We start from the raw sequence: 16,626 nt of genomic DNA, 5'->3' as shown, positions 1-16,626 counted from the left end.
CCGACCCCGCACATTCCCGTTCTGTTTAGTTGAGGGAGGCTTCGATCTTTGCCTTGGCTTCAGGTGAAACCCAGCCACCCCATACGTCGCTCTTCGTCTTCAGGAAACGTGCCGCTGCAGCCGGAGCGTCAGCCTTTTCGTCGACCATATAGGCAAGGCTTGCATTGACTTCGTCCAGTGGGAAGGTTGCCTTTTCGAGGATGCTGACGATTTCAGGCGCTTCTTCCGCAAATGTGCTGTTGATACCGTAAGCGACTTCAACAGCCGGGAATGCACAACCGGCTTCACGCTTGCCCGTGGCGCTGGTCAGCTCTTTCCAGCATTCTGCATTGTAGGTTGGCTCTTCCAGCTGAACGAGCTTGAACTTGCCCATGATTGCCGTCGGGTTCCAGTAGTAAAACAGGACTGGTTCGCCCTGAAGGTAAGCGGAGCTGATGCCTGCATCGAGTGCCGTGCCTGTGCCTGGGCGGAAGTTCACGTAGGTTTCACCCAGCTTGTAGGCTTCAAGCTTTGCGGTGTTGACGCCTTCACATGTCCAGCCCGATGGGCAGTTCAGGAAACGACCCTTGGATGGTTCTTCCGGGTCCTTGAACAGTTCAACAATTTCGGGATTGGAAAGCTGGTCGACACTTTTCAGATCAGGCGCCTTGGCTTCGATGCCACGGCTTGCATCGCCCTTGACGAGATATTCTGGCACGAACCAGCCTTCGGATGCGCCGACAAATGTCTTGCCGATCGACTTGACCTTGCCAGCTGCAGAGGCTGCATTCCAGACGTCAGAACGGCCAATCCACTCTTCGGCGAAAATCTGCACATCGTTGTTTGCTGTTGCCTGTTCGAGCGTCACGGAGTTACCGGGAATGGAGTCGACCTTGCAGTCATAACCCTTTTCGAGAATGGTCTTCATCACCTCGGTAATGAACGAGCCGCTTTCCCAGTCAATGCCCGCGAATGTAACGGTTTTGCCGTCGCCGCAATAGGATGCCTGGGCCGAACCGACAGAACCGCCAAGGATCATGGCCGCGGCTGCAATTGTATATTTCAATTTGTCATTCAACATTATGTTCCCCTTTTTTGATGAATGTCAGTGACGTTAAAAATGCAGTCTAATGTTGCCGCTTGAGGGCAGCATGAAATGCGCGATCGATCTCCTCCTGACGGATGTGACGACCGTCCTGAACAACCCATTGTCCGGCAACCATGACGTCCCGAACGGCTTTTGACCCAAGGGCAAAAAGCCAGCGGTCCAGAATTTTTGTCGATGGCGCGGTGGCGATAAAGGCTTCAACCTCACTCAAAACCACCAGATCAGCAGACGCGCCGATGCTAAGCCCGTGCTTTGGTTGGCCCGCTGCCTGTGCGCCGCCTGCCAATGCGCCCTTGAACAGTGTCTCGCCAACAGACGTGCCGCTACCAGCTGTTATTCTGTTGCGTCTCTGGTCTCGCAACCTCTGGCCATATTCGAGCAGGCGCAGTTCTTCGCTGACGCTGGTGGCGACATGGCTGTCCGTTCCAATGCCAAAACGGCCATTGGCACCAAGAAAATCGGTGGCGGGGAATATGCCGTCGCCCAAATTGGCTTCGGTTTCCGGGCAAAGACCGGCAACCGCGCCGCTGCGTGCAAGACGCGACGTCTCTTCCGCTGTCATGTGGGTCGCGTGAATGGCACACCAGCGTTCATCGACAGGCATTTCATCGAGCAGCCATTGCACCGGTCTGCGACCGCTCCACGCCAGGCAGTCGTCCACTTCCTTCTGCTGTTCGGCAACATGGATATGGATCGGGCCACCGGTTTGTTCGGCGCTGAGAATGGTGTGCATTTCATCCGGCGTGGCAGCGCGCAGGGAGTGAATTGCCAGCCCCAGATTGATCGCCGTGCCCGCTCGCTCTTTCTCCAGACGTTCAAGAAGCGTCAGAAAACGATCTACTGAATGAATGAAGGGGCGCTGACCATCGCCGGGAGCGGTGCCGCCAAAACCAGCATGGGCGTAAAAGACCGGAAGATGTGTGAGGCCAATGCCGGATTGCTTTGCAGCGTTAAAAATGCGCAGCGACATTTCCGCCGGATCGTCATATGCTGTGCCATCTGCCTGATGGTGCAGGTAATGAAATTCTACGATGTGGCCGAAACCGCCTTTGAGAAGTTCACTATACAACTTTGCGGCAACAGCTTGCATGTCTTCCGGGGAAAGCTGGCCAACAAGCCGATACATAGCGTCACGCCATGTCCAGAAACTATCCTCGGATGAACTGGAAACTTCGGCAAGACCAGCCATGGCACGCTGAAAGGCGTGTGAATGTAGATTTGCAATTGCCGGCGCAACCGGGCCTTTTGCCTGCTCTTCAGCATTGGTTTGCGTGGTTTCAGCCTGAATGTCGGTTATTGTGCCATCATGGTTGATGGAAAGCGTGACATTGTTTGCCCAGCCGTCAGCCAGAAAAGCACGTTTGCAGAAAAGAGTTCTTGTCGATGCCATCGTCGCGCCTCAAGTTGTATATGGAACATTGCAGCTTTTTAGATGACAATCAAGCGGGATATTGAAATAATGGGCTTAAATTTCGGCTGCATATTTTGTATGCAGATGAGGACTGTAACAAGGATGCCATTGTATGCCGCAGGCTGAAGTCGAGGCTATCGTCAAGGATGCCAGCGCACGCGAGGCGCCGCTATACGAGCGTATGAAAGCCCAGATAAAGGCACGTATCGAATCGGGCGAGTGGCCGGTTAACTCGCGTATTCCTTCGGAAAATGAGCTGGTTGACGTTTTGGGTGTCAGTCGCATGACCGCCAACCGGGCGCTCCGGGAGTTGGCCAGTGAAGGCGTGATTGTGCGGGTTCAGGGGCGCGGATCGTTTGTTGCGCCGAAAAAGCGCAGTGCCAAATTTATGGGCGTTCGCAACATTGCGGATGAAATTGCCGAGCGGGGAGCAACACATCGCGCCGAGTTGATTCTCGCGCAGAGAGAACCTTGTGGGCCGGAATTGGCTGAAGCACTGGAGATCAAGGTTGGAAATATCGCCTTCCACACCATCATCGCGCATCATGAAGATGATGTGCCGATCCAGATCGAGGACCGCTTCGTTAATCCCGGTATTGCACCTGACTATCTCGATCAGGATTTTACGGTAGTCACACCGAACGCTTTCCTGACGCGGGTCGCACCGATCATTCGCACGGAGCAATTCATTGAAGCGGTGTTGCCGCAGCCATGGGAATGCAAGCTTCTTTCGGTGGCGCGTTCAGAACCGTGCCTTCTGGTTCGTCGCCGGACATGGTCGGGAAATCAGGTGGCCTCGTCCGTGAGACTTCTTTACCCGGGCTCGCGGTATCGACTTCAAAGTTCTTTTTAAAATTTCTGGTTGAGCAAAGGTAGATCGGTCGGTCGGTTGGCTCTTCGAAAATCACCGAAGAGGCTGATCGGGTAGACGTTCAGTGCCGCTGCTCACCCGATGGACTAGAAGTCATCTACTGAAAAGATGTTCTAAAATAATCGTATTTTTCAGGTCGCCATGGCTTGCGAAGCCGCGTCAACGATGAGATCAACCACTCCAGAAGAGAAAATATATCTCATAAACCGCGAAGTTATATCATGCCAAATCAGAAAAATTTCCCCGTTCCGCAAGCTCACTCCCGACGCCAGTTCCTGGGCCTATCCGCCACGGCGCTCGCTGCGGCTGGATTTGGGTTGACGTCTTCCGGGCTTTTCATTCCGTCTGCCGCACGGGCGCAGGACGCAGGCCCACGCAAGGGTGGCCATCTCGTCATAGCGATGCACTCCGCTTCGAGTTCCGATCACCTTGATCCGGCATCCTACACCATGGCCTATATGTATACCGTGGGCTTCCAGCTTTTTAATACGCTCTTGGAGCTTGGGCCGGATGGAAAGCTGACGAGCGCTTTGGTAGAGACCTGGGAACCTGCTAATCCGGACGCTAGCAAATGGGTATTCCGTTTGCGGCGAGGCGTGACGTTCCACAATGGCAAGGAATTAACCGCCAAGGACGTCGTTTACTCACTCAATCATCATCGGGGCGAGGACACTAAGTCGGGTGGTAAGGGTGTGCTGCTGGCTGTAAGCGATATTGTGGCATCGGACACCTATGAGATTACAGTTACTCTGACAGCCGGCAATGTAGACTTCCCGTCTGCGTTTCTTGACTACCATCTGGGGATTGGCCCTGACGGAGAGGATTTCGACAAGGGTATCGGGACCGGTGCATTTGTTCTTGAGGATTTCCAACCGGGTGTGCGCGCGCTGACACGACGTAATCCGAACTACTGGCACCCGGACCGGGCCAATGTTGATTCCGTTGAAACAATTGCGATGGATGATGCAACCGCGCGCGCTGCCGCCCTGATGAGCGGTCAGGCACATATCATCAATGCCGTCGAGCCTCGTATTGTCAGCCGTTTGACAACCCGGCCAGACATCCAGATTCTTCGCACGCCTGAGAACTCGATGTATTGCTTCCCGATGCGCACAGACTCGGAGCTTCTTAAGAACAATGACCTCCGTCTTGCCCTGAAATATGCGATTGACCGAGAGGAGCTCCAGAAAAGCCTGCTCGTAGGCACAGGCGCGATTGGTAACGACCATCCTATTCCGTCTTGGAACCCGCTTTATTCAAAGGATGTGCCACAGCGTGCATATGATCCGGAGAAGGCGTCTTTCCATCTGAAAAAGTCCGGTTTCTCTGGCTCCATCCCGCTCAGCGTTTCTGATAATGGCTTCACCGGTTCAGCCGATGCTGCGCAACTGTATCAGGCTTCCGCCGCGAAGGCTGGCATTACGATCGATGTCGAGCGTGTGCCATCGGACGGTTACTGGGATGAGGTCTGGCTGAAAAAGCCATTTGTTGCATCCAATTGGTCCGTGAGGCCGACAGCCGACGCTATGCTTTCCATGCTGCTTCAGAGCGATGCGCCCTGGAATGAAACAGGTTGGAAGAACGAGACCTTCGATAAATTGCTGGCAACATCGCGCGTTGAGCTCGACGAGACAAAACGCAAGCAGATCTATCATGATATGCAGGTCCTGATCGTTGAAGAGGGTGGCGAGTTGATCCCTGTCTTCACCGACAATCTCGCCGCGGCAAACGGCAAGGTGAAGGGATATGTTTCCATTCCCGGTGGCGGCGACATGAGTGGCTATCGCCTTGCGGAAAAGGTCTGGCTCGAAGAATAAGCCTTATTTTCCTTCAAGACATGGAAATGGCAGCGATGACCATATAGACGGTTTATCGCTGCCATTTCGTTATAACTTGCAGGCGGAAAAAAATGCCAAATCTTGCAAGACCTGACACCGGACTGTGATGACACAAAAGCCAATACAGACAGCGCAACGCGCTCAGATCGCCCAGTTTACATTGCGACAGGCTGCGGCGCGCATCTGGCAAAGCAGCGGATTGCTGTCGATGATTGTCCGCCGGCTACTTTTGGGGATTTTGCTGCTTTGGGCGACGTCTGTCGTAATATTTGCGGGAACGCAGATATTACCCGGTGATGTCGCGACAGCAATGCTTGGTCAGCAAGCGACGCCTCAGGCGGTGGAGAGCATCCGTAAAGAGCTTGGCTTGGAGAGGCCTGCTATCCAACGCTATAGCGAATGGCTGGGGAATGCTGTTCAGGGTGACCTCGGACGTAGCTATTCAAACAGACAGGACATCGCAAAAAGCATCGCGCCTCGCTTAAGCAATACGTTGTATCTGGCTTCTGTCTCTGCGCTGTTTGCCATTCCATTGGCGCTTATACTCGGCATCATTTCCGTGCTGTATGCGGGGCGGGCTGTAGACAGAACGATTGCAGTGGCAACTCTCGGGACGATTTCGCTGCCAGAGTTTTTCGTCGCCTACATATTGATCGCTTATCTGGCGGTCTCGCTTGGGCTTTTGCCGTCGAGTGCCTTGGTGACATCATCGATGAGTGGCTGGCAAAGGTTGGTTGCGGTATCGCTTCCCTGTATGACGCTGGTGATTGCTGTGACAGGGCACATGGCGAGAATGACACGTGCCTCTCTCATGGCTGTTATGTCTTCACCTTATATCGAGACTGCGCAGTTAAAAGGCTTGCCGCGGTGGCAAATTCTTTTGAAACATGCCTTGCCCAACGCCTTGTCGCCCGTGGTCAACGTCATTGCATTGAACCTGGCATATCTCGTCGTCGGTGTCGTCGTTGTCGAGGTTATTTTCGTTTATCCAGGCATGGGACAATACATGGTCGACCACGTCGCCAAACGTGACGTCCCCGTAGTGCAAGCATGCGGCCTTATCTTTGCTGCCGTTTATATCGGACTGAATATCATTGCCGATGTAATGGTCATGCTCACCAATCCAAGATTAAGGCATCCGCGATGAGACAAAGGACAACTTCACGTCTTCTCGCGGTCATCGGCTTTGGCGGCGTCGCATTCTTTCTCTTCATTGCGGTTTTCGCAAACGTCATTGCTCCGCATCCCATATCGGAAATTGTTGGCGGCGTATGGGAAGGCCCGTCGACGCAGGCTCTTCTTGGTACAGACAACATAGGTCGAGATCTTTTGTCCCGGGTTATCTGGGGAACCAGACTGACCTTGTCCATCGCGGGGGCAGCAACCATTCTTGCGTTTGCATTCGGCGTGCCGTTGGGCTTCCTGGCCGCCCTTTCGGGTGGGTGGCGGGATCAGGTGTTATCGCGCACAAATGATCTGCTGATGGCGATACCGACGCTAATTTTCGCTCTGGTGGTTCTGGCTGTGTTGCCCAAGAATGTGTTCGTGTTGATCTCTGTAATGGCTGTGCTGGAGGCCACACGCGTGTTCCGGGTCAGTCGCGCAATTGCCTCCGACCTTGTTGTGCTAGACTATGTAGAGATTGCGCGCCTGCGCGGCGAAAGCAAAGTGTGGATCATCTTTAACGAGATACTTCCCAACGCTATTTCTCCTTTGTTGGCAGAGTTGGGCCTGCGTTTCGTCTTCGCCATCCTGTTCTTATCGACCCTGTCGTTTCTCGGCCTTGGTGTTCAGCCTCCGGTGGCTGATTGGGGAAGCCTGGTCAAAGAAAACAAGGATGGTTTGATGTTCGGCGTATTTGCGGCACTCATCCCGGGCGCCACCATCGCGATATTGGCTATCAGCATCAACTTCATTGTTGACTGGATTGGGCAGCGCAAGCGCGGCGTAATGAGAGGCGTCAAAAAGGATGACTGAAATCGCGCTTGAAATTACCGATCTCGAAATCAGATCGGTTGAAGGCATTGTTGTCGACCGTATCGGTTTGCGTCTTCAGAAGGGGCGCGTTCTTGGCCTCATCGGTGAATCCGGTGCAGGCAAATCCACCATCGGTCTTGCGGCACTCGGCTATGTCCGCAATGGTCTTCATATCGCCAGCGGACATATTCTTCTCGACGGAAAAGACATTCTCGCTGCGGGAAAAGGACAAGAACTGCGCGGTTGCAAGGTGACATATGTGGCCCAATCGGCTGCGGCGGCCTTTAATCCTGCCCACAAACTGATCGACCAGGTCATTGAGGCAACCGTCTGGCATGGCGTGATGAAAAAGCCGGATGCACGCAAGCGGGCCATTGAACTCTTCGCAATGCTGGGGCTTCCCGATCCCGATCGTTTTGGGGAACGATATCCCCATCAGGCATCCGGTGGTCAACTTCAGCGCGCAATGACCGCTATGGCCCTTTGCCCGAAACCCGACTTGATCGTCTTCGACGAGCCGACGACCGCCCTTGATGTGACGACACAGATTGAAGTGCTTATCGCCATAAAAAATGCGATTGCGACGACTGGAACTGCCGCGCTTTACATCTCCCATGACCTTGCTGTCGTTGCGCAAGTTGCAGACGAGATGATGGTTCTTCGTCACGGGCGAATGGTTGAAGCGGGGCCAGCGGCGCACCTCCTTGAGGCACCTCAACAGGAGTATACAAAACGACTATTGGGGGCCAGGCAGAACGAAACAGAGGAGCGATCATCAACCACTGCTCTTCTTTCTGTGAAGAACGTATTTGCGGCCTATGACCCTTTAGTCCCTGTCCTGAGTGATGTTTCTCTAGATGTTGAAAAAGGGCGTACAACGGCGATTGTCGGGGAATCGGGTTCGGGTAAGTCGACGCTTGCTCGGGTGGTCAGCGGCTTATTGAATGCGGCGGGTGAGATTCATTTCGAAGGGGTTCAACTCGCTTCGCGCGTTGATGACCGCCCGAAGGACGTGTTGCGCAACATACAGATGATCAGCCAGCTTCCAGATTTGGCACTTAATCCGAACCGGACAGTGGCTGACATTATCGGTCGTCCGCTTAAGTTTTATTTTGGCATGCGCGGCAAAGAGCGCCTCAAGGCTGTTGAAGAATTGCTCGAGCTTGTCGAGTTGTCACCAACTCTTCAGGCCCGTTATCCGACAGACCTTTCGGGCGGACAAAAGCAGCGGGTTTGTATTGCTCGCGCTTTGGCTGCACGTCCCAAACTCATGCTGTGTGACGAGCCAACCTCTGCACTTGATCCACTGGTGGCCGAGGGAATTCTCGATTTGCTGCGGCGTGTGCAGGCGGAAAACGGCACGTCATATCTGTTTGTAACCCATGATTTGGCGATTGTGCGCGCAATCGCCGACAAGGTCGCGGTCATGCATAAGGGACGGGTGGTTCGTTACGGACAGAAGGCAGATGTGCTGAGCCCGCCATTTGACGATTATACCGGCAAACTTCTCGCATCCGTTCCCCAAATGGCCACGGGGTGGCTCGACAGCGTCGTTGCTGCACGGCAGAGCCTCTAGAAATTTTGATACTGAAAAGGACATTTCGCCATGAGCAAGAAGACAATTATTCTGGACGGAGGCATGGGCCGTGAGCTGGAACGTGTTGGCGCACCATTCCGGCAGCCGGAGTGGTCGGCACTGGCACTTATCGAAGGGCCTGAATATGTTCGTAAAGTCCATGACGAATATATTGCAGCCGGCGCGGACGTAATCACGACCAACAGCTATGCCGTTGTTCCTTTTCATATTGGCGAAGATCGCTTTGCCAAAGAGGGGCGTACCCTTGCCGCTCTTTCTGGCACTCTGGCGCGTGAAGCCGCCGATGCCGCGCCGCGCAGTGTAAGGGTTGCTGGTTCGCTTCCACCTGTCTTTGGCTCCTACCAGCCTGAACTTTTTGATCCGGCGCGTGCCGGTGAACTGCTCGGAGTACTGGTGGAAGCACTTGAACCATCGGTGGACTTGTGGCTCACGGAAACGCAGAGCAGTCTTATCGAGGTAAAGGCGGCACATCAGGCGATTCGACACACAGGCAAGCCGCTCTGGATTTCCTATACATTGCGCGACGATGTCTCTTCCGAAGAAATGGGAGAAGCGCAGCTCAGGTCTGGCGAAACAGTTGCGGACGGCGCCCGCCTTGCCGCAGAACTCGGTGCAGAAGCGCTTCTGTTCAACTGCGCTATGCCAGAGGTTATGGATGCTGCCATTGCGGCCGCAAGCAAGGTCTTTTCGGATCTGGGCAAGGACATCCCTGTCGGAGTTTACGCCAACGCGTTCCCATCACAACAGGGTGATGAAGAAGCAAACGCAACGGTGACAGAAGTTCGTGCTGATCTCGATCCAGAATCTTACGGCAACTGGGCGAAGCGTTGGGTCAATAACGGCGCCTCAATCATTGGCGGCTGCTGCGGCATCGGCACCAACCACATTCATGCTCTTTCAACACGGTATCTTTGCAATTAAAGCAAACGCATAATTGAAGGGCGGCCTATCTGGCCGCCCCTTAGTCTCTCAAGACAAGATACGCGCAGCCGTCAGTGACAACGCCACGACGCCGTTGGCAATGCACCGTTCATCCGGCTGGTAATCCGAGTTGTGCAGCTTGTCGTGGCGGCCGTCCTGAGACGCTCCGATGCCAAGCTGGAATGATGGTACCTTTTCCGCGACCAGAGCGAAGTCTTCGGAACCCAGGCTGGCTTGGCGCTTGAACATCACGTCGCCATATCGCTCGTGGATGGCGGCTGTTGTTGCCTCGATCAAAAATGGGTCCGACACCATTGATGGGACGCCGCGCACGTAATTGACCTCGGTTTTGACACGCATAGAGGCTTCCAACCCAGCGCATATACGGCGCACGGCCGCCTCAATGACATCCCGGGTGCCTGGATCCTGGCAACGAACCGTCCCCATGATCATTACTGAATCTGGAATGATATTGTGAGTGTTGCCGCCATGAATAGCACCGACGGTCAAAACCGCGGTGTGCATGGGATCAACTTCACGCGAAACAATGGTCTGCAGCTGAAGTACGAGCTGAGCGGTAGCGACAATTGGATCGACGGCATGATGAGGCCGTGCAGCATGACCGGATTGTGCGTGCACTGTTATTTCGAACTCGTCAGACGAGCCATTGGCAATGCCTTCAACAAAACTGAAGGTGCCGGTTGGTTCATCCGGATGATTGTGGAAACCAAGGGCCAAGTCGACACCATCGAGGATGCCGTCGGCAATCATGGCACGCGCGCCACTTTCCTGCGTTTCTTCTGCAGGCTGGAACATCAGTTTTACATTGCCTGCAAGATGCGGCGCGATTGTTTTCAATACACTGCCGATGCCAATCAAGGTTGCGGTATGCAGATCATGGCCACAGGCGTGCATCTTGCCTTCGTAGACGCTGGCGAAGGGTAGGCCGGTCTGCTCTTCAATAGGCAAGGCATCCATGTCCGCACGAATAACAAGGGTCTTGCCAGGGCGACCACCTTTGATAAATCCGACAACACCGGTTCGTCCTACGCCTGTTTGATGTTCGATGCCAAGGCGTTCAAGCTCTTGCGCCACGACATTGGCCGTACGTGTAACGTCAAAACCCGTTTCTGGATGTGCGTGGATATCCCGACGTATCTCGATCAACTGCGGCTCGATTTGGTCTGTGAGGTACTGAACGACGGATACGAGGTCGTTAATCCGAGCAACATCAGGGGGCGAGACTTTCGTCATGGTCTTTCCAATCAGGCTATGGCGACGTTATCGACAACGTCGGTTTTGTAAGCCCTCGCCATATCAGGATTTTTTCTCTCTAGACAGAGTTTGGCGTGTAAGTTTCTCTTCAAAAATATTGCTGAGCGTTATGCGTGGAGGCGCGCTTTCGCGCGCCTCCATTATTGTCGTTCCATTCTTAGCCAAACATGCTCAGCGATTTTGTTGTCTCAGACTGGCTCTGGGGCTTGTCGTCCTGTTCTTCAGCATGTTTGTGCTGCACAAGTGCGCGGTTTCCGGTGAGCTTGCGAACAAGTACGTAGAACACCGGTGTCATGAAGATACCGAAGAACGTTACCCCGATCATACCCGAGAACACTGCCACACCCATGGCAGCGCGCATCTCGGCACCTGCGCCAGTGGAGATGACCAGAGGCACCACGCCCATGATGAAGGCGAGCGATGTCATCAAAATAGGACGCAGGCGCAGACGGCTGGCTTCGATTGCCGCAGCAACCGGTGTTTTGCCCTCAAACTCAAGTTCCCGGGCAAATTCCACGATCAGGATCGCATTCTTTGCCGATAGTCCTACCAGAACGATTAGTCCTATCTGGGTGAAGATGTTGTTGTCTCCACCGGTCAGCCAGACGCCTGTCAATGCAGCCAGGACACCCATGGGTACGATCATGATGATCGCCAGTGGAAGTGTCAGACTTTCATATTGTGCGGCCAGCACCAGATAGACCAACAGAAGTGCCAGCGGGAAAACGAGGAAGCCGGAACTTCCTGCCAGGATTTGCTGGTAGGTGAGGTCAGTCCATTCGTAGTCAATGCCGGAAGGCAGTGTTTCAGCGGCAATACGTTCAATCGCGGCCTGTGCTTCACCAGATGAGAAGCCTGGGGCTGGACCACCATTGATATCGGCCGAGAGGAAGCCGTTATAACGGTTTGTACGTTCCGGACCGGTTGTGGCATCCACCTTCAGCAGGGCTGACAGGGGGATCATTTCGCCGCTTGCCGAGCGTACCTTCAGCTGGCCAATATCCTCGGACTGCGAGCGGAACTTGGCATCAGCCTGCACCCGCACGCTGTAAGTACGGCCAAACGCGTTGAAGTCGTTGACGTAGAGTGAGCCCAGATAGATCTGCAGGGTTTCGAAAACGTCAGTGACTGAGACGCCAAGCTGTTCTGCCTTGGCACGATCTAAGTCCGCGTAAAGCTGCGGCACATTGATCTGGTAGCTTGAGAACAAACCAGCCAGTTCCGGAGCCTGATAGGCCTTTGCAAGGAATGCCTTGTTGGCTTCATCAAGTGCCTGGTAACCGAAGCCGGCCCGGTCTTCGAGTTGCAGTTTGAAGCCACCTGTTGTGCCAAGGCCATTGACGGGTGGTGGCGGGAACATGGCGATAAATGCATCCTGGATTGCGCCGAATTTCTGGTTGAGCGACATGGCAATCGCACCGCCGGAAAGATCGGCCGTCTTGCGCTCCTCAAACGGGCTCAAGGCAACAAACACTACGCCTGCATTCGAGCTGTTGGTAAAGCCGTTGATCGACAGTCCGGGGAAGGCAATGGCATGTTCGACACCTGGCTGTGCCAAGGCAATCTCGCTCATGCGCTTGATGACGTCTTCGGTGCGGTCAAGGCTGGCAGCGTCAGGCAACTGGGCAAAGCCAATCAGATACTGCTTGTCCTGTGCAGGCACGAAGCCACCGGGCACGGCATTGAAGATGCCGTAGGTTGCACCGGCCAGCGCCATGTAGACAAACATGACGACGCTCTTGCGTGACAGCAAGCCACCAACGCTGCGACCGTAACCATTGGACGCAGCACCAAAGCCACGGTTGAAAAGGCGGAAGAAACCACCGAACACCTTGTCCATGCCACGTGTCAGCCAGTCTTTTGGAGCGTGGTGCCCCTTAAGCAGCAAGGCAGCCAGAGCTGGAGACAATGTCAGAGAGTTGATAGCCGAGATAACCGTTGAAATGGCGATGGTCAGCGCAAACTGGCGATAGAACTGGCCAGAAAGACCGGAGATAAACGCCAGTGGCACAAACACCGCAACGAGAACCAGTGCAATCGCAATGATCGGACCGGACACTTCCTTCATGGCGCGGTAGGTTGCCTCGCGTGGAGACAGCCCGTTTTCGATGTTACGTTCGACGTTTTCGACCACAACGATGGCATCGTCCACCACAATGCCGATTGCCAGCACAAGCCCGAACAGACTGAGTGCGTTAATCGAGAAGCCGAAGACATACATGACCGCAAAAGTCCCGATGATTGAAACCGGAACGGCAATCAGCGGGATGATCGAGGCGCGCCATGTCTGCAGGAACAGGATCACGACGACCACCACAAGCGCAACGGCTTCCAGCAGCGTATCAATAACCTTGTCGATGGACGAGCGGACAAACTGTGTGGTGTCGTAGACGATTTCGTACTTCACACCGTCAGGCATCGCCTTTTGCAGTTCTGTCATGGTGGCAGAAACGCTGTCGGAAATGGCAATGGCGTTGGAGCCTGGAGCCTGGAAAACGGGAATGGCAACGGCAGATTCACCGTCCAGCAATGAGCGCAGTGAATAGTCGGAAGCACCGAGTTCAACGCGAGCAACATCCCGCAGACGGGTGATCGCACCGTTTGAGCCGCTCTTGACGATGATATTGCCAAATTCTTCCGGCGTGCTCAGACGGCCCTGTGCATTGACATTGAGCTGCATGTCGATGCCAGACAGGTTGGGTGAAGCGCCGATAATACCAGCGGCTGCCTGCACGTTCTGGGAACGGATGGCATTGGTGATGTCGGCGGCGGCAAGACCATGTTCTGCTGCCTTTTGCGGGTCGAGCCAGATGCGCATGGAGTAGTCGCCCGCGCCGAAGATCTGTACCTGACCAACACCTTCGATGCGTGCCAGCCGGTCCTTGATGTTCAAAACGGCATAGTTACGCAGGTACGTCAGGTCGTAACGATCACCTGGCGAAACCAGGTGGATCACCATCATCAGATCGGGAGAGCTTTTGACGGTTGTTACGCCAAGGCTGCGTACCTCTGAAGGCAAGCGGGGTTCAGCCTGCGAAACACGGTTCTGCACCAACTGTTGTGCCTTGTCGGGATCGGTGCCTAGCTTGAAGGTGACTGTCAGCGTCATCACGCCGTCAGACGTGGCCTGGCTGGACATGTATAGCATGTCTTCGACGCCGTTGATCTGTTCTTCAAGCGGTGTTGCCACCGTTTCGGCAATGACCTTGGGATTGGCGCCAGGGTAGGTGGCGCGCACGACGATCGATGGTGGCACGACTTCCGGATATTCGGAAATTGGCAGAGCGCGCATACCAAGTAGGCCCGCAACCACGATCAGTACCGACAGAACGGCGGCGAAGACCGGTCGATCGACAAAAAATCTGGAGATGTTCATAACAAAGTCCTCTCCGGTTAAATTCTGGATACAGAGAGCCGTTTCGGTGGCACCGGACCACCAAATGGCGAATTTTTTGGGATGATTGGGCGAGGCGGGTCTAGCCCGCCTTTGCCCTTTGGTTATTGTGATGCTGCGACGGTCTCTTCGGCCTGTGGCGCAATGGTGGCGCCTGGGCGAATACGCTGCAGGCCATTCACGACGATCGTGTCACCGGCGGAAAGACCGCTTTCGATGATGCGTGCGCCTTCGGCTGCCCCACCCGGCTTGACCTGGCGGTAGCTGACCTTGTTTTCACCGTCGACAATGAAGACGAACTTCTTGTCCTGATCTGTTCCGATGGCGCGGTCGCTGATGACGATATGGTTTTCAGCCTTTGGCTGACCCATGCGGACACGAACGAACTGGCCGGGGATCAGGCGACCATCTGGATTGTCGAAGATGGCGCGCACACCAATTGTGCCACTGGCTGCATCGACCTGGTTATCAACGAGGTGCAGTGTACCCTTGATCGGTGTTCCCTCATCGGCGAGCGTACCGGCCTCGATGGGGATTTGTTCAAGCGCAGGGATTGCCGAAGCGGAAACAGGCAGTTGCGACAGGGCCTTTGCAACCATTTCTTCGCTGGCATTAAAGCTGGCATAGATCGGATCGACGGATACCAGTGTGGTCAAGGCCGGTGCAGCAGAACCGGCAGCAACCAGGTTGCCAACGGTGATTTCAAGTTTGCCGACCTTGCCGGAAACAGGTGCGCGGATTTCGGTGTAACCGAGGTCAATTTGCGCGGTCGTCAATGCAGCACGGGCGGCGCGCAGTTGCGCTTCGGCTTCGGCGAATGCGCCCTGACGCTGGTCCATGTCACTTTGTGAAATGGTGCGGTTATCCGACAGTCTGCGACCACGTTCGAGTTCTGTACGAGCCAGACCAATCTTTGCCTCGGCTGCTGCAACCTGTGCTTCGGCGCCCGCCAGAGTTGCCTGGAATGGTGCCGGATCGATTGTGAAGAGGGCATCGCCCGCCTTGACGAGGGCACCTTCGCGGAAATGCACCGATTGCACCTGACCGGCGACGCGTGAGCGTATTTGCACACGTTCTACCGCTTCCAAACGTCCGGAAAATTCTTCCCAACGCATGACATCACGGCTTTGTACCGTTGCCACTGTCACCGGAATTGCTGGTGCTTCGGCAGGTGTCGAGGCCGCAGTTGCATTGGTCTGCGTGCTCATTTCAAAAAGTAAAGCTGCGGCTGCAACGGACACAGCAAGGCTTATGCCGGCACCCGTCAGGGCCCAGCGCTTGTTTTTCAGCGTCATGGGTTTCTCCTTGGCCCTGCGTCAGGGCCGATCAGTGATATGAAAATGCTGTTTTAATGTTTCAGTTCTGCAATAAAGGCGTTGAATTCGGTACAGACGGTTGGCAACCACTGACCTCCTCCTCCGCGATAAAGTTCCGTCCAGCCTTCGCCAGCGGGGAATACATGTTGTCTTACAAAAGTGCCCGCGTCACGCAGCCTGTCGGCATAATTGACGGTCTCATCACGTAGCGGGTCGTCCTCGGCAGTGAACACCAGCGCTGGCGCGACCTTGCTGAGCCGTGTGCACTGGCAAGGAGCAGCATAAGGATGGAAAAAGCCACACGCTTTTGCCAGATAGTGACTCCACCCATCAGCCCAGCGTTGTCGCATGCCGATGCTGTCGGCATTGCGGAATGACGCTGTTGCCATCATCGGATCAATCATAGGAGAGAGCAGGATCTGTCCTGTCAGTTCTCCGGGCATGCGGTCGCGTGCCTTGAGCGCTAGTCCTGCTGCGACATTGCCGCCGGCCTCTTCACCAGCCACAAACAGCTGAGACTTTGCACCGCCATATTGTTTCCGGTGGTTGTAAAGACAGTTCAATGCCTCGAATGCGCAATCAATGGCCTGCGGAAACTCATTGTTCGACGGCGTAATATAATCCGCCTCGACAACGATAGCGCCCGTTTCGGCCAGAGCTCTCGCGACAGGCAGTTCCGGACATTGGCCGCTCTGTTCCTGAAACGAGCCGCCACGCAGGTAAAGGATCAGGGGCGGGGTGCGTGAGACAGTCTCATTTTGATAAAGACGCACAGAGAGACAGGGGGTATCAGCCCCGCCAATCTCAATGTTTTTCCAATACGTCTTCATCTTGTTTTGTCCGGGTTGGGCAGTGACTCGCACGCCACTTGCCATAAATCATGAAATGCATATTATTGTTCGGATAAAAACGATCAAGCATGCATAATTGAAAACACTA

Annotated in this window: 12 protein-coding genes; 6 read left to right on the top strand and 6 right to left on the bottom strand. The window is 54.7% G+C overall.

The window, feature by feature from the left end; translation table 11 throughout:
- Window positions 1-25 precede the first annotated feature (25 nt).
- Both PYL13_RS17515 and hutF read right to left on the bottom strand, forming a co-directional pair.
- Window positions 26-1,060 carry an ABC transporter substrate-binding protein gene (locus PYL13_RS17515; protein ID WP_275642497.1) on the bottom strand — a complete coding sequence of 345 codons (1,035 nt, stop codon included), beginning with the start codon at window positions 1,058-1,060 and terminating at the stop codon, window positions 26-28.
- Window positions 1,061-1,106: 46 nt separating this feature from the next.
- Window positions 1,107-2,477, bottom strand: a complete 1,371-nt coding sequence (gene hutF, locus PYL13_RS17510; RefSeq protein WP_250985689.1) for a formimidoylglutamate deiminase — start codon at window positions 2,475-2,477, stop codon at window positions 1,107-1,109.
- A gap of 133 nt (window positions 2,478-2,610) precedes the next feature.
- Here hutF and hutC point away from each other — a divergent pair, with 133 nt between their 5' ends.
- The 6 genes from hutC (at window position 2,611) to PYL13_RS17480 (ending at window position 9,702) form a co-directional block, all read left to right on the top strand.
- The gene (hutC, locus tag PYL13_RS17505; RefSeq protein WP_250985690.1) at window positions 2,611-3,351 is read left to right on the top strand and encodes a histidine utilization repressor; all 741 of its coding nucleotides are present in this window, start codon (window positions 2,611-2,613) and stop codon (window positions 3,349-3,351) included.
- A 239-nt stretch (window positions 3,352-3,590) separates the two neighbouring features.
- A complete protein-coding gene (locus PYL13_RS17500; RefSeq protein WP_275642496.1) occupies window positions 3,591-5,186 on the top strand; it encodes an ABC transporter substrate-binding protein in 1,596 nt (531 codons plus the stop codon).
- A 229-nt stretch (window positions 5,187-5,415) separates the two neighbouring features.
- Entirely contained in the window at window positions 5,416-6,354 is a 939-nt protein-coding gene (locus PYL13_RS17495) for an ABC transporter permease (protein ID WP_250985733.1), read from the top strand.
- Complete coding sequence (locus PYL13_RS17490; RefSeq protein ID WP_192489371.1) at window positions 6,351-7,184, top strand: ABC transporter permease; 834 nt, start codon at window positions 6,351-6,353, stop codon at window positions 7,182-7,184. The genes PYL13_RS17495 and PYL13_RS17490 overlap by 4 nt, the downstream gene beginning before the upstream one ends.
- Window positions 7,177-8,760 (top strand): ABC transporter ATP-binding protein, encoded by a 1,584-nt coding sequence (locus PYL13_RS17485; protein WP_275642495.1) that lies wholly within the window; start codon window positions 7,177-7,179, stop codon window positions 8,758-8,760. Before PYL13_RS17490 ends, PYL13_RS17485 begins: the two co-directional genes overlap by 8 nt.
- A gap of 30 nt (window positions 8,761-8,790) precedes the next feature.
- Complete coding sequence (locus PYL13_RS17480; RefSeq protein WP_275642494.1) at window positions 8,791-9,702, top strand: homocysteine S-methyltransferase family protein; 912 nt, start codon at window positions 8,791-8,793, stop codon at window positions 9,700-9,702.
- Window positions 9,703-9,750: 48 nt separating this feature from the next.
- On the opposite strand, the gene PYL13_RS17475 is transcribed toward PYL13_RS17480, so the two are convergent.
- From PYL13_RS17475 to PYL13_RS17460, 4 genes are all read right to left on the bottom strand, one after another.
- Window positions 9,751-10,956 carry a M20 metallopeptidase family protein gene (locus PYL13_RS17475; RefSeq protein WP_275642493.1) on the bottom strand — a complete coding sequence of 402 codons (1,206 nt, stop codon included), beginning with the start codon at window positions 10,954-10,956 and terminating at the stop codon, window positions 9,751-9,753.
- A gap of 178 nt (window positions 10,957-11,134) precedes the next feature.
- The gene (locus PYL13_RS17470) at window positions 11,135-14,353 is read right to left on the bottom strand and encodes an efflux RND transporter permease subunit (protein ID WP_275642492.1); all 3,219 of its coding nucleotides are present in this window, start codon (window positions 14,351-14,353) and stop codon (window positions 11,135-11,137) included.
- A 122-nt stretch (window positions 14,354-14,475) separates the two neighbouring features.
- Window positions 14,476-15,666: an efflux RND transporter periplasmic adaptor subunit gene (locus PYL13_RS17465; RefSeq protein ID WP_275642491.1), complete on the bottom strand. Its 1,191-nt coding sequence runs from the start codon at window positions 15,664-15,666 to the stop codon at window positions 14,476-14,478.
- Window positions 15,667-15,719: 53 nt separating this feature from the next.
- The gene (locus tag PYL13_RS17460) at window positions 15,720-16,517 is read right to left on the bottom strand and encodes an alpha/beta hydrolase fold domain-containing protein (RefSeq protein WP_250985697.1); all 798 of its coding nucleotides are present in this window, start codon (window positions 16,515-16,517) and stop codon (window positions 15,720-15,722) included.
- Between the last annotated feature and the right edge of the window lie 109 nt (window positions 16,518-16,626).

This window comes from Agrobacterium sp. Azo12 (genome assembly GCF_029193765.2).
Classification (GTDB): Bacteria; Pseudomonadota; Alphaproteobacteria; order Rhizobiales; family Rhizobiaceae; genus Agrobacterium.
This window is presented reverse-complemented; position numbering and strand designations above follow the sequence as displayed.